This window comes from Bradyrhizobium sp. CCGUVB1N3 (genome assembly GCF_024199925.1).
Taxonomy (GTDB): Bacteria; Pseudomonadota; Alphaproteobacteria; order Rhizobiales; family Xanthobacteraceae; genus Bradyrhizobium.
Genome location: NZ_JANADR010000001.1, coordinates 5,674,866 through 5,688,675, shown reverse-complemented (window position 1 = coordinate 5,688,675; position 13,810 = coordinate 5,674,866). Strand labels below are relative to the sequence as shown.

Genomic DNA, 13,810 nt, shown 5'->3' with positions numbered 1-13,810 from the left:
TCGTCGAAACGTGCGGCAAGGTCCTTGGCCGCATCCCGCGAGAGAAGTTTGTCGATGGCGGATGCGGGGTGTCGCAACTTTACCGACAGGAGCACGTGGCGCTGACCTGCAAAAGAGCCGACGTTGCACTATTGACGATGATTTCTGACCTCAGCGTTGGTGCTGGACAGAGCGAGCGTCGCGATCCTCGTTGGTCTTCTCCGTTGTTCTGGTTGCGGAAAGAGCTGCTGCACAAAGACCTGCGGTGGCGCCGAATGCGCAGATCCCGCTCCAGCCCCACAGCGAATACGCGATACCACCCGCGCCGGCCCCCAACGCGCCGCCGAAGATCATGGCGGCCATAAAGATCGTATTGAGCCGGCTGTGGGCCGTCGGGTCGATGGCAAAGACACGGGCCTGATTGGCGACCTGCGAGGCCTGCACGGCAAGGTCCATCACCAGCACTGCGATCACCAGGACGGTCAGCGAGCCCTGCACAAGGCCGAGGATTGCAAACGCGGCGACCACCAGGCCCGCGCCCGTCGCAATGACAATGGCAGGACCTCTTCTGTCAGAAAAGCGGCCGGCGAGCGGCGCTGCGAGCACGCCGCCGACACCGACGAGGGCGATCAGCCCGACCGCCGTCGGTCCGAGCCCGAACCGTGGTTCCTGAAGGAGCAGCGCGAGGTTTGCCCAAAAGGCCATGAAGGCTGCGAAGATCAGCGCCTGGATTGTCACCGCCCTGCGCAGGATTTCATGTTCCCCCAACAGCGTTGCCAGGGATTGGAGGAGTTGGCGGTACCCCAGATCAGTGCCCGGCCGCGCGCGCGGCAACTTCAGTGCGAGCAGCACACTAATGACAAGCATTAGACCGGCGGCTACCGCGAACACCGTGCGCCAGCCGGCAAGGTCGGCAATCGTACCGGCGAAGGTCCGCGCCAGCAAAATGCCTGCGAGGATGCCGCCGGTGACTATCCCGAGTGCCCGGCCCCGCTCGCCCGGCTCGGCAAGATGCACCGCGAAGGGCACAAGCTGCTGGGTCACGGTGGCGAACAACCCGACGCAAAGGCTCGCTCCGACAAGCCAGCCGAAACCCGGAGCAATCGCCGCTGCCACCAGCGCAACGACGAGAGCAGCGAGTGTCGTCAGAATCAGACCCCTCCGTTCAAACCGGTCGCCAAGCGGAGCCAACAGGATCAAGCCGACGGCGTTCCCCACCTGCGTGACGACGGGAATGGTCGAAACGGCGGCGGGCGATAGGCCGAAGTCACCGGCGAGCAGGCCAAGAAGAGCCTGATTCAGGTAATTGTTGGCGACGGTAAAGCCGGACGCGGCAGCAAATAAGAGTTCGTAGTTCGGTTCTGAATGGCGCGTCATTTTCTTCATGCTTGGATCGCGACACGCGCAACGCGTGTATTTGCCCGATGAAACGCCGCGTGCAGTCCTGGCGTCATGGGCAGGCTCCGCCTGGCGTTCCGTCTGAAATTGGATGATTTTCTTGACGCTTCACTGGCTTAGATGAAATTCATGAGCCTCGCGTCGGCAATCGCCGGCTACTTTGCATGGGGTTGTTTTCGACACTTTTGCTTTTGGGCCACCCTCAACTGCACCCGCCGCATCCGCCACCGCCTCCGCCGCCCCCACCACACCCGCCGCCACCATCGCCACCGCTACCGCCACTGCTCATCGTCTGCGAGGCGGCATAGACCGGGGCGTAGGGAGTCCCCGACAGGACGACGGCGCCGGAGAGTGCCACGGCGAGAAGCAGCTCGTGATCGCGCGGCGCGCGCGAGGCCCGCGCGTTGGAGACCTGATGGCTTGCGAGGACCTCATCGCCCGCTCGCGTTCGCACGGGGCGCTGCGCCAGCATGATGCCCCCGATCACGGTGACGATGAGCAGGACAATCAGGATGCCGACCGGGTGGTGCCGCTCCGCGCCGACGGCGGCCTTGACGAGGCCGAGACCGAGGAGGAGACCGACGAAGGGGAGCACGGTCATATGGAACGACGTCATCTGCTCGTCGGACGGGGCATAGCCGAGCTGCTGCAGGCGTCCCTGAATCTGCCGGACGATCGGCTTCACCGCCGTCTGGAACTGCTGGCGCGACATGTCCGGCTGGACCGCGAGCGATGCCGGATTGCGCATGAGTGTCGTCAGCGGCGTCTGGTCGGTGACGGTGATGGTGCGGCCGCCGGGCGCGATGGTGGCACCATTCCCCGACGTCAGGCCGAGCAGGATCACATCGCCGAGGCGCCGTGCGCCACCGCCGAGATAGGCCAATTCCAGCGCGTTCAATTGGCGCGTCGCGTTTGCGGCCGGACCGATCGTCGACCTGAAATGGTAACCCAGCACGAAGATGAGGGTTGCGGTCGTCAGATAGAGAGCCAGGAATGGACCGGCGGTCCAGTCCAGCGGATTCCATGTCATCGGTTCGTCCTCATCAATCGACTGCGAATCCAGGCGATGGGTCTGGGGATGATAAGCCAGCGACGGCGGTCCGTCACATGATAGCGTTGGCGTCCGAAGCGCAGGTGTGTCGCCGGCCACAGCGCCGCGCTCGGCGGGCCGAACATGCGCTCATGCAGCGCCAGCGTTTCGGCATATTGCCGGCGATAGGTCGCCTGGGCCTCGGGCCCGCCCGGAGTGGGATCATGGTGCAGCGGCGCCTGCAATCTTTCGCCGCACCAGATCGTCCAGTAGTCGCGTGAATAGATGAGATGCTGGTGCCAGACCTCGTCGACGATCTCGCTGGGCGTCACCGGAGTCGTCGAGACGACGGCGAGAAAGCAGAAGCGACGATAGGCATCGACGGCGGCGCGGGCCTCGTCAATGCTCCAGCCGTGATCGCGCGCCAGGCGCCGGGTGAAGTTCAGCGGCGTGTCGGGCTCGAAATCATGCTGCTCTATGCGTCGCCACAGCTCCCGTCGCGCCGGCGTCCAGACCGGCTCGCCCGACTGGATGTCGATCTTGAACTGCTGGCGCTGCAACCGAGGCTCCCGATGATCGTCCACGCATCACGATAGCATGGAACTCGCGCGGACAGGATGACCGTAGAGCGAACGGCCGACAGCGGCACTGCCGGGCTGCGATTCATCTGGCCGGTGCTTTCGCGCGAAGGCGGGCAGGCGGAGGAGCTGGCGCACTTTTACGCGGCCGTACCGTTGATCGAGCGGCGGATCACCCGCTGCACGTCGGCGTTCGACAGAAACAGATCGTGGTTGATGATACCCCAACCCGCGTCGGAGGCGTCGATCACGCGTACGCCAAGCCGTTCGATGACGGCTTTCTCGGCGGCCCCGACCCGCGTCATTCCGCCCGCGATTTGCCCCGACAGCGCCAATGCGCGATCGTTCGTCGCGGCGATCACGGTGATCTTGCCGGCAAGCGGACCGATGCGGTGGATCGCCGACGAGAACACGTCCATGTCGATATCAGGCGCGGCAAACACCACCGCGCCGATCTTGCTCGTAACGGTGTCGCCGTATCGCGCATAGAGCTGACGCAGGCTTTCGAGCGTCAGCATGGTTCCCATGCTGTGCGCGACGATGTGCACGCGGCCGCCGCCTGGAGCCGACACGAGAGAAGCGAGCACGCGTTCGAAATCGTCGCGGGACCACATCGCGCTGTCGCGATCATAGGCATAGTCGAACAGTCCTGCCTTGGAGGGCCAGGAGAACACCATGGTCCGGCCGCGGAACTTGATTCCATCGGACAGATGTGCGGCATCGAGCGCCGCCGTTTCGAATGTCTGCTTGAAGCCGTGCACATAGATCAGCACGTCTCCTCCTCCGCCGGCCTGCCCAAGCAGATCAGCAATGTCGGCCGACACCGGTTCGACCCGATCCACGCGCCAATCGCCAAGCCCGACCGTGGTGAGCGAAAGACGGCTCTCGTCCGGCGCCACCAGCTTTGCCCGCGCGACCGTCATGGTGGTCGCGCGCTCCGGCCCGAACCAGGGTTTCGTGCGACCGCCGTTCACGGGCTTGCGCGTGGTGGTGACAAGCAGTGTGGGGTCTCCGGAGAGAGACGATGCGTCGAAGCTCGCGCCCGTCGCGCCCAAGCCTGCGCATCCGCCAAGTGCGAGCGCGCTGAAGGACGCGAGCCCGCGCACGAGCGCGCGGCGCGACACCTGAGTTTCATGTTGCAGAAGATGTCGGACGATCACACGGAACCTTCGGGAACGCTGCCCACCGTTTGCCCCGCCCTGCTAGCTCCGTGAATGATGATGGCGGCGAGAAAAGGGCGAGCCAGGTTCCGTTTCGATCAGAGCCGATGAGTCTTAGTGCTCTCGCCTGCGCTGGCTCGAAATCCGTGCCACAATCTCAGGCCGGTTCTTCTCGAGCCAGGCCAGGGCTTCCGGCCCGTCGACGACACACTCGAAGGTTTCCCAGGTCGGATCCTCGAGGGACTCCTCTTGAAGTCGCTTCGCCGCATATTCCATGAGGTCATGCAAGCGTTCGTATCCTCGCCGGCGCTCGAGCGACTCCGCAATCGCCGGGCTCGTCCATTCGCGCTGGGCGAGATCGATGATGCTCGGAGCGTCGGCCTCGCTGAACCAGGGCGTGGCATCGAACTCCAGACAGACGACGTTGTCGGCGGTATGGCAAGTCGCATGGATCATGGGGTCCTCCGTTTGCGGGCGCGCGTCAGCCCTTGACCAGATCCCCCAGCAGATTCGCCGCCACCGTCAGCTTGGCGAGCGTCAGGCCGCTGGCGGCAATCTCCTCGACCGAGCGGCGGATGCGCGTCGCTTCGGGGTGAGCCGTGAGCCAGGTCTCGACGGCTTGCTGGCCGGACTGGCCGGTCGCCAGCATGTCCGCGGCCAGTCGTCTTTCGGCCGCAGCGATCTGGTCGACGGCGCGGTCGATGGCGAGGCGTTCGAAATAATCGTTGGCCGGGACGCTGCGGGCGGCGGCGATGATGCGATCGAGACGGAAATTGGCTTCCGCAGCGAAGAAGGTCGCGGCGGCATCGCCGATGCTGCGGCTGGTACGCTCGGCGACCGTCACGATGTCCGGCGCCGAGACCAGGGCGTCGAGGTCGGCCAGTTCGCCGGCGAGTCCGATCGGGACGCCGGCATCGCTCAGGTCCTGCCGGCGCTTGCTGCGCGCGGCCTGCAGGTCCGGTGGCAGGACATCGTCGAGCGAGGCTGCGATCTCGCGGACGGCAGGGCCAAACCGGGCGATGACCGCGCTCAGACCATCCTTGAAATCGACATTGCGCACATACCAGACCATGCGGGAAAGCAGGAGGTCCTGCACCGCCGCGTAGAGGCTGAGCTGCAACTGCCCGTCGATTCGTGTGTCGAGCGCGTCGATCGCATCATTGAGTCGCCTGAGCTCGTAGATCGCGTCCACTGCCACTTGCGCCATGACGATGGTCGAGACATCGGCGTCGGTCTCGTCGGTCAGGCGTACGATGCAGGCCGGGCCCCCGCGGTTGATCACGGCATTGACGAGACTGGTCGCGATGATCTCGCGTCGGAGGCGATGGAGCTCGACCGCGGTCGGGAATTTGTCGGGAACCTCGCGCGGAAAATACAGGGATAGTCGGCGGGCGAGATAAGGATCGTCCGGCACGCCGGTTGCGAGCAGGTCGTCGTAGAGCGTCAGCTTGGCGTAGGCGAGCAGCACGGCAAGCTCGGGCCGCGTCAGGGACTGCCCGCGCCTTGTGCGCTCGGTGATCGCCGCATCGTCCGGCAGGAACTCCACGGTGCGGCTGAGCAGGCCGCGCTGCTCGAGCGACTGCATCAGGCGTGTGAGGAAGCCGGTCTCGGCCACGCCCTTGCGTTCGGCGAGTGAGAGCGCCAGCGTCTGCAGATAGTTGTTGCGCAGCACCAGCGTGCCGACCTCGTCGGTCATCGCGGCGAGCAGGCTGTTGCGGTCGGCGGGGCTGAGACGCCCCTCGCGCTCGGGGCGGGCCAGCGCGATCTTGATATTGACCTCGACGTCGGAGGTGTTCACGCCGGCCGAATTATCGATGGCGTCGGTGTTGAGCCTGATGCCCTTCTGCGCCGCTTCGATGCGGCCGCGCTGGGTGACGCCGAGATTGGCGCCTTCGCCGATCACCCGGGCGCGAACCTCAGTGCCGGTGATGCGGATCGGATCATTGGCGCGGTCGCCGGCCTGATCGTCGCTTTCCGAGGACGAGCGGATATAGGTGCCGATGCCGCCAAACCACAGGAGGTCCGTGCGGGCTTTCAGGATCGCCGTCATCACTTCGAAAGGCGTCGCCTGCGGCTTGTCGATATCGAGCAGGGCGCACACTTCCGGCGCGAGCGGGATAGCCTTGAGCGAGCGCGAGAACACGCCGCCGCCTTGCGAGATCAGCGACTTGTTGTAATCCTGCCAGCTCGATCGCGGCAGGTCGAACAGGCGCCGGCGCTCGGCGAAGCTGGTCGCCGGATCGGGAGAAGGATCGATGAAGATGTCGCGGTGATCGAAAGCCGCGACGAGCTTCGTCGCCGGCGAGAGCAGCATGCCGTTGCCGAAGACGTCGCCGGACATGTCGCCGACGCCGGCGACGGTGAATGGCATGGTCTGAATGTCGGTGCCGAGCTCGCGGAAGTGGCGCTTGACCGCCTCCCAGGCGCCGCGCGCCGTGATCCCCATCTTCTTGTGGTCGTAGCCCTGGCTGCCACCGGAGGCGAAGGCGTCGCCGAGCCAATGGTTCTTCTCGGTCGAGATCGCGTTGGCGACGTCGGAGAAGGTGGCGGTGCCCTTGTCGGCGGCGACCACCAGATAGGGATCGTCGCCGTCATGCCGCATGGTGGAGTCGGGCGGCACGATGTCGTCGCCGTCGAGATTGTCCGTGAGTTCGAGCAGAGAGCGAACGAAGATGCGATAGGCCTCGGTGCCTTCGGCCATGAAGTGGTCGCGATTGGACGGGGACGGCAGGCGCTTGGGCACGAAGCCGCCTTTGGCGCCGACCGGCACGATCACGGCGTTCTTGACCTGCTGCGCCTTTACAAGGCCCAGGATCTCGGTGCGGAAATCCTGCGGCCGGTCGGACCAGCGCAGTCCCCCGCGCGCAACCTTGCCGAAGCGCAAGTGAATGCCTTCGACACGGGGCGAATGGACGAAAATCTCGTACAGCGGTCGCGGCGCCGGCAGATCCTCGATCCCGCGCGCGTCGAACTTGAAGGAGATCACCGGGCGCGGATGTCCATCCTGGCCGACCTGCCACAAATTGGTGCGGATGGTCGACTGCACCAGATTGGTGAAACGGCGCAGGATGCGGTCTTCATCGAGCGAGGCGACGGATTTGAGCTGTTCCTCGATCTCGGCCAAAAGAGCCGTCTCGCGCGCCGCGCGCTCGGCATCGGTCAGGGTGAGCCGCGGATCGAGGCGGGCCTGGAACAGCGCGACGAGGTTGGCGGTGATCGCGGCGTTCTTGCGCAAGGTCTCCCACATATAGTCCTGGCTGAACGGAGCGCGAATCTGGTGCAAATAGCGGGACAGTGCCCGGATGCTCGAGACTTCCCGCCAGCCCAGGGCCGTGCGCACGATCAGGGCATTGTATCCGTCGGATTCGGCGCGATCGGTGACCACAGCCATGATCGACGCTTCCAGGCGATGGCTCAATTCCGGACTGATCTCGATCGGCTTGCCGTCGCTGGTCTCGATCGTCATGTCGTGTAGCCAGACCGGTTCGGGCCTGTGACCGGGCACGATCTGATAGGTGCGCTCGTTGACCACGCGCAGGCCGTGATTTTCGATCACCGGCACCCGATAGGACAGCGACAGCGGCGCGGCGTCCGAGAACACCTTCAGGCCGAAGCGCCTGGGATCGTCGTTGCCCTCGAACCGGTGAACCGAAATCGTCACCGGGCGGGCTGGCGTCAGCTTTTCGATGGTCGCGATGTCGGCGACCGACTGTTCCGCCGTGAAAACCTCGGTATAGCCGCCGCTGAAGGCCTGGGCATAGCGATTGGCGAGCATACGCGCCCGCATGCCATCGGTTGACGCAGTCAGCGCGGCCTTCAGCTTGTCAGCCCAGGTTGCGGCAATGGCGCTGATCCCGGCTTCCAGCGTGGCGCGCTCGACGGCGGGAGTCTTACCTTCATAGCGCCCGATGATGTAGTGGACGCGCGCCAATGCGCCTTCGGGGAAGGATACGTAGGAGGCCGACAGGGTCCCCCGATAGGCCTGCGCCAGAAAGTTGGCGACGCGCGTGCGCACATCGGTGTCGTATTTGTCGCGCGGAATGAAGACCAGGATCGAGACGAAGCGATCGAACTTGTCGACTCGAGCCAGCACCCGGACGCGGGGGCGTTCATAGAGGATCAGGATCTCCATGACGAAATCGTAGAGGGTGTCGACGTCGATCTGGAACAGATCGTCACGCGGATATTCTTCGAGAATATGCATGAACGCCTTGCCCGAATGGCCGCTCGGGTCGAAGCCGGCGCGCTGCAGCACCCGCGACACCTTGTGGCGAACATAAGGGATCTGCCGGACCGAGCGCGTATAGGCGCCCGAGGTGAACAGGCCGACGACGCGCAACTCGCCCTCGAGCCGGCCGTCGGGCGTGTAGAGCTTGATCCCGACATAGTCCATCCGGATGCGGCGATGGACGCGGCTGCTGACATTGGCCTTGATGACGATGAGAAGGGTGGGCTCGCGCATGAACTCGCGAATTTCCGACGTCATCACCACCATTTCGTTGCCGCGGCGCAGGACCTTCGCATTGGGATCGCGCAGGATGCCGAGGCCTTCGCCGGTCGTGATGTCGTCTGACGCATCGCCGTCGGGCGAGAAGCGATATTCGCGCACGCCAAGAAAGGTGAAGTTGTCCGCGCATAGCCATTGCAGGAATTGGTTGGCCTCGGCGACCTCGTCGATCGGGAGCGGCGGCGGGTTGGACGTGAATGTCTTGATCGCTTGCTCGACGCGGTCCCGCATGGCTCGCCAGTCGGTGACGCAGGCGCGCACGTCGTTCAGCGTCTTGGTGAGGCCGACGATCAGCTTCTGCTGGTCGGCCTCGGCATCCAGGCGCGTGATGTGGAGGTGAATCAGGCTTTCTCGCGCGCCCCTTGCCCCTTCCGGCAATGCTTCGCCGTAGAAGCGCAGCAGCTTGCCCTGGTCATCGCGCTCCACCGCGATGATCGGGTGAGCGACGAGGGTGACCTCGATGCCCTGCTCGGTGAGCTCCGCCATGGTGGAGTCGAACAGGAAGGGCATGTTGTCGTTGAGAATTTCGAGCACGGAAATCTCGCGCCCGTCCGGCATCACCGGATTGACGACGCGGATATCGGCACTGCCTGCCGTGCGTCGCTGCACATGCTCCCAGGCTTGCTCCGCGAGGAGGGCCAGCGAGGAGGCATCGTGATTGGCGAGGTCCTCGAGATTGGTGTAGCCGAACAGAAGCTCGGCAAAGGCCCGAGGGCTCTTGCCCGGCTGAACGCTTCCTGCTGCATCGTGGATCAGGGTTGCCCGGGCCTTGTCGTCGCGCCACGCCATCATATCCTCCCTCGCCCGCGCCGTGTAGCACGGAGCCATTGACGTCTCCCGGATCGAGCCGGCGTTGCCTCAATGATGATGGGCTGACACGCCCTTGACGCATTGGGTCAACAGATCGGTGGTGGCGGATTGGCCGACATCACCCAGGCTGATCATGCCGACCATCCGCTTGCTCCTGTTGATCACTGGCAGCCTGCGGATCTTCAGCGTCTCCATGTGATGCACGGCCTTCGCCAGATCGTCGTCTTCTCGGCAGCAATGGATGCCTTCGGTCATCACGTCCCGCGCTGTCATGCGCGCGGCGTTGAAGTCCTTGCCTGCAAGGCCTTTGCAGACGATGTCGCGATCGGTCACCATCCCGATCAGATGGTCGTCTTCGCCGATCGGAATGCAACCGATGTCGTGCCCTTGCATCAACTTCGCGATCTCGGTGATCGGGGTGTCGGGGCTGACCCAATCGACGCCCTTGTGCATCACATCCTTGACCTTCATGGAGGACCTCCGTTGCGAGCGCTGCCCCCTTTGACTTGACTATACAACGAACCGGGTACGACCGCACGCGCGCCGAGACGAGGGCATACCGGTGGACCGTCCCGCCGTCGTGAGACGTCAGTCGTGCACGCTGAAGCGTCCATGCGGCGCATTGGCCGTCAGGCGCGCGAACTGCGCATGTGACAGCTGGAGCAGCGTCTCATGATCGCCGGCTTCGATATAGACCTCGGGTTGGGCCTGGATGGTGTCATCGACGATGAGATCGAGTCCGTAGCACCTGCCGACGGCCGGCACGGCTCCGTGCGCGCAGTCGGCGAAGATCCGATTGATCTCGGTTTCGTTGGCCATCACGAGGTCCTCGCCAAGCCTGTCCTTCAGGTCCGGGAGGTTGAGATGGTGCGATGCCGGCACGATCGCGAGCATGTAGCCGCCGTCATGCCGCAACACGACGGCCTTGGCGAGGCGATCGCCCGAGATGTGGCAGGCCTGCGCCGTGCGCGCGGATGACATGGTGAGATCGTGCGGGATCTCGGCATATTGGATTTTCTCGGCAGCAAGATATCGGTGCAGCGTCGGAGCGATGGACATGGCGGGGCCTCCGATAGGTATGCACGCCGTCCACCGTGAGGCTGCCCGCCGCACGATAGGCGGCCGCGTCGTTGTCGGATCTCAACATAGGCGCCGCGGTCGACTGCCGCAATTCGTCATTGCGCAAGCGACACGGTTCGACTCGAACCACTGCGAAGTTAGACAGTATTGCCGACCTATCTGCGCGCCGCCGGGACCGCGTCAACCCATTCCCCCCGCGGAGGGGCGTGTGCCATGTGCACGCCGATCAAGCCAATAGGTCGCGACTGCAAGCACGACCCAGCAGAGATTGTAGACAAGGCCGCAGCAAATCACCACCCAGCCCGGGATCGGGCCGATTGCAGCGCGATCGATGAGCTCATCAAGGTGGGCCGCCATTTGCGGATGAATCGCGAGCTTGCCGATATAGGCGGATGTCTGGATCACGATGATCCAGATATATGTGCGGCGAATACGACGCCCCGCGGCGCGAACGAAGCTGATATGATGACGCGGATGCAGGTAATCTTCCGCGAGGATGTTCCGCCAACCGGCGTCGTCATCTCCGCGTTTGCCGCTCAGGATCGGAACATACCAATGTGTTTCGAGGAAGCGTGCCCGCGCGCGCCAAACGTTGAAATAGCGATAACGGCGCGCCTCGAGCCCGAGAAAGACCGCGAGCAGCATGCCTATCAGAATGAGCGGCAGCGCTGATGCCTCTCGAGACGAGAATGTCGACGACAGGGCGATGCCCAAGGTCACGATCGACCAGTTGGTCGTGTTGTCGAGGCGTGTTCGCCAGATGGTGCTGCGATAGATCTCGCCGCGATAGAGGTGGGCAATCGCACCCAGTTCAGCCGCGTTCAGCTCTGGTGTCTCACGTGTGTCTTCTGCGGGCCTGAGCATGGCGCGAACCACCCGAGACCAGTGAAAATTTCAGGTCGTGCTTTCGGCACCGATCCGACGATACTACCACAATTCCGCTTCGTTTGGACAACGCCACGATCGATGGCAGGCGAGGCGTGCGCCCCACGACGCGATTGAATCAAATCAACCAAAAGCGTTCAAAACTCGTGTCGCGCACACAACAGTTGAGCGCAAAGACACTGGATTTCGGATTTGTGTGTTGACGCTGGGCCGGGCGTAGAGCCCAGCTTGCAACCTGGGGGCGCGTCCTGCGAGGTGCGCCATGGGTACGACCAGTGCGAGGAATCTCCATAGGGAGATGTTCCTCGTAGCTGTGCGGCGCCGGCCAGCCTGTATCATCGAGACTCCGGCTTTTCATATGCGGCGGGCCCGGACAAGAATCCGTGCATTCAGCGTCGCGCTCTGGCTGACAAGCGTAGGGACACCTGACCTCGCCGTGGCGCAGACCTGCGCGGTCTCCGGCAGTACCGTCACTCTTGGCAGCGGGTCCTGCCGGATCGCGCCGGATACGACGCTCAACGGCTCGCCCGGCGTGCATGCCTCGACGAGCGCCTCGATCACCACCAACAATGTCAATATCAACCCGTTCAACGGCGGCAGCATCGGTGGCCTCGCCGACACGGCCGGCACGATCATCTTCAGCACGGGCTCGGTCATTCGGGGCAATTGGTCGACGGCGGCGTCGGCACAGTCGGGCGGCCGGATCATTTTCCAGCCGGGATCGACGATCAGCCCGTCCTTCGGCGGCGGCGTAACGGCGCTGCTGTCGAACGGCACGGGAAGCGAGATCAGCGCGGACGGCTTGTCGCTGAACCTGAGTGGCGCCGGCGGCAACGTCGGCGCGCATGCGACAGGTGGCGGGCTGATCAGCCTGAACGAAGGAACCGTCGAGACCTTCGCCGCGGGCGGTGGCGGCAATACCGGACTGTGGGCCTCGGGCACCGGAAGTCAGATCACGACCAATGGTGCGATCCTGTCGATGGAGCACGCAGGCGGCGGCGACACCGGCGTGCGTGCCGATGGCGGCGCCAGCGTGACCCTCAACGGCGGATCGGTGGCGCTCGGCGGGGGCGGCGGACAGAGTGGTTTGCTCGCGACTGGCACGGGCAGCAGCATTTCCGGTACGGATCTGACACTGACCGAGACGAGCAGCGGCAGCCGTGGCGGGTTCCTCCAGAACGGTGGCTCGATTGCACTGACCGGCGGCGGCGTCACGACCACCGGCAGCGGCAGCGTCGGCTTCCTGTTCCAGGCGGCCGCTGGCGTCACCAATACGCTCTCGCTCGACGGCACGGTCGTGAACTCTGCGGCCGATGCGTTCGCCGCCCAGGGCGGCAATGCCACCATCACCACCAATGGCGCGACGGTGACAGGCAACAACGGCATCCTGATGAGCGTGACGCAGAATGCCGTGGTCGACATGACCAGCAGCCATTCGACGCTGACCGGCGCCATCACCACGGCTTCCGGCAGCACCAGCAATGTGCGCCTGGGGAGCGGAACGGTCTGGAACATGACCGGCAATTCCACCGTCACCGACCTCACCAACAATGACAGCGAGATCATCTTCTCGCCGCCGGCCGCGGGGCCCGTCTTCAAGACGCTGACCGTGAACAACTACACCGGTAGCGGCGGCACCATCACGCTGCACACCTATCTCGGCACTGACGGCTCGCCCTCCGATCTTCTGATCATCAATGGCGGTACCGCGACGGGGTCGACGGGCCTCAGAATCGTCAATGCCGGCGGGCCGGGGGTGGAGACGTCCGCCAACGGCATCCTGGTGGTCAATGCCGTCAACAGCGGCACGACGGCGGCGAGCGCCTTCTCTCTTTCAGGCGAGGCGCGCGCGGGTGACGCCAGTTACTTCCTGTTCCGAGGTGGACTCAATGGTGATGTGCCGAACGACTGGTTCCTGCGCTCGTCCTTCGTCGTGGAGCCCGGTCCGGGCGAGCCTCCCGTCACGGTCCCGCCGGACGAGCCCTCGGAAGTCCTGCCTCCGGATCCGCCGCCCGCGGTGCTGCCGCCCGGCGTGTATCCGATCATCGGTCCGGAGGTGGCGACCTATGGCGTGGTGCAGCCGATCGCGCGGCAATTGGGATTGGTGACGCTCGGCACGCTCAACCAGCGCATCGGCGATACGATGACGCTTGCGAATGCCGGTGCGGGTCTTGCGGGATGGGGCCAATCCGGCTGGGCGCGGCTGTTCGGCCAGGGCTTGAACGATCACTACCAGGCGTTCGCCGATCCGCGCACCACGGGCTGGCTCGGCGGCTTCCGGGGCGGCGTCGACCTCTGGCGCAACGCTTCGCCCGGCGGCCACCGCGATGCGGCCGGCGTGTACTTCGCCTACGCGCAGGCGAATGCCGACGTCACCGGGCTC

The 13,810-nt window shown here is 64.6% G+C and carries 9 protein-coding genes and 1 pseudogene; 1 reads left to right on the top strand and 9 read right to left on the bottom strand.

Annotation, left to right across the window (positions count from 1 at the left end; all coding sequences use genetic code 11):
- Window positions 1-150: 150 nt before the first annotated feature.
- From NLM33_RS27120 to NLM33_RS27080, 9 genes are all read right to left on the bottom strand, one after another.
- Window positions 151-1,365, bottom strand: a complete 1,215-nt coding sequence (locus tag NLM33_RS27120; protein ID WP_254100491.1) for an MFS transporter — start codon at window positions 1,363-1,365, stop codon at window positions 151-153.
- Window positions 1,366-1,579: 214 nt separating this feature from the next.
- A complete protein-coding gene (locus tag NLM33_RS27115) occupies window positions 1,580-2,407 on the bottom strand; it encodes a TIGR04222 domain-containing membrane protein (protein WP_254100489.1) in 828 nt (275 codons plus the stop codon).
- On the bottom strand, window positions 2,404-2,967 hold the full coding sequence (locus NLM33_RS27110) for a hypothetical protein (protein ID WP_254100487.1): 564 nt from the start codon (window positions 2,965-2,967) through the stop codon (window positions 2,404-2,406). Before NLM33_RS27110 ends, NLM33_RS27115 begins: the two co-directional genes overlap by 4 nt.
- Window positions 2,968-3,125: 158 nt before the next feature.
- A complete protein-coding gene (locus tag NLM33_RS27105; RefSeq protein WP_254100484.1) occupies window positions 3,126-4,109 on the bottom strand; it encodes an alpha/beta hydrolase in 984 nt (327 codons plus the stop codon).
- Window positions 4,110-4,259: 150 nt separating this feature from the next.
- Window positions 4,260-4,601: a hypothetical protein gene (locus NLM33_RS27100; protein WP_254100482.1), complete on the bottom strand. Its 342-nt coding sequence runs from the start codon at window positions 4,599-4,601 to the stop codon at window positions 4,260-4,262.
- Between the two features lie 25 nt (window positions 4,602-4,626).
- A complete protein-coding gene (locus NLM33_RS27095) occupies window positions 4,627-9,441 on the bottom strand; it encodes an NAD-glutamate dehydrogenase (RefSeq protein WP_254100480.1) in 4,815 nt (1,604 codons plus the stop codon).
- A 69-nt stretch (window positions 9,442-9,510) separates the two neighbouring features.
- Window positions 9,511-9,933, bottom strand: a complete 423-nt coding sequence (locus tag NLM33_RS27090; protein ID WP_254100478.1) for a CBS domain-containing protein — start codon at window positions 9,931-9,933, stop codon at window positions 9,511-9,513.
- A 117-nt stretch (window positions 9,934-10,050) separates the two neighbouring features.
- Entirely contained in the window at window positions 10,051-10,521 is a 471-nt protein-coding gene (locus NLM33_RS27085) for an aminoacyl-tRNA deacylase (RefSeq protein WP_254100476.1), read from the bottom strand.
- 201 nt (window positions 10,522-10,722) lie between these two features.
- Entirely contained in the window at window positions 10,723-11,418 is a 696-nt protein-coding gene (locus tag NLM33_RS27080; RefSeq protein ID WP_254100474.1) for a DUF2270 domain-containing protein, read from the bottom strand.
- 271 nt (window positions 11,419-11,689) lie between these two features.
- On the opposite strand from NLM33_RS27080, the pseudogene NLM33_RS49730 reads away from it, so the two are divergent.
- Window positions 11,690-13,288 (top strand): annotated as a pseudogene (locus NLM33_RS49730) (hypothetical protein); the annotation flags it as partial.
- Window positions 13,289-13,810: the final 522 nt, after the last annotated feature.

Coding starts and splice junctions, on each gene's coding strand:
- NLM33_RS27120 (WP_254100491.1), bottom strand. CDS start 1,365: ATGAAGAAAATGACGCGCCATTCAGAACCGAACTACGAACTCTTATTT.
- NLM33_RS27115 (WP_254100489.1), bottom strand. CDS start 2,407: ATGACATGGAATCCGCTGGACTGGACCGCCGGTCCATTCCTGGCTCTC.
- NLM33_RS27100 (WP_254100482.1), bottom strand. CDS start 4,601: ATGATCCATGCGACTTGCCATACCGCCGACAACGTCGTCTGTCTGGAG.
- NLM33_RS27095 (WP_254100480.1), bottom strand. CDS start 9,441: ATGGCGTGGCGCGACGACAAGGCCCGGGCAACCCTGATCCACGATGCA.
- NLM33_RS27090 (WP_254100478.1), bottom strand. CDS start 9,933: ATGAAGGTCAAGGATGTGATGCACAAGGGCGTCGATTGGGTCAGCCCC.
- NLM33_RS27085 (WP_254100476.1), bottom strand. CDS start 10,521: ATGTCCATCGCTCCGACGCTGCACCGATATCTTGCTGCCGAGAAAATC.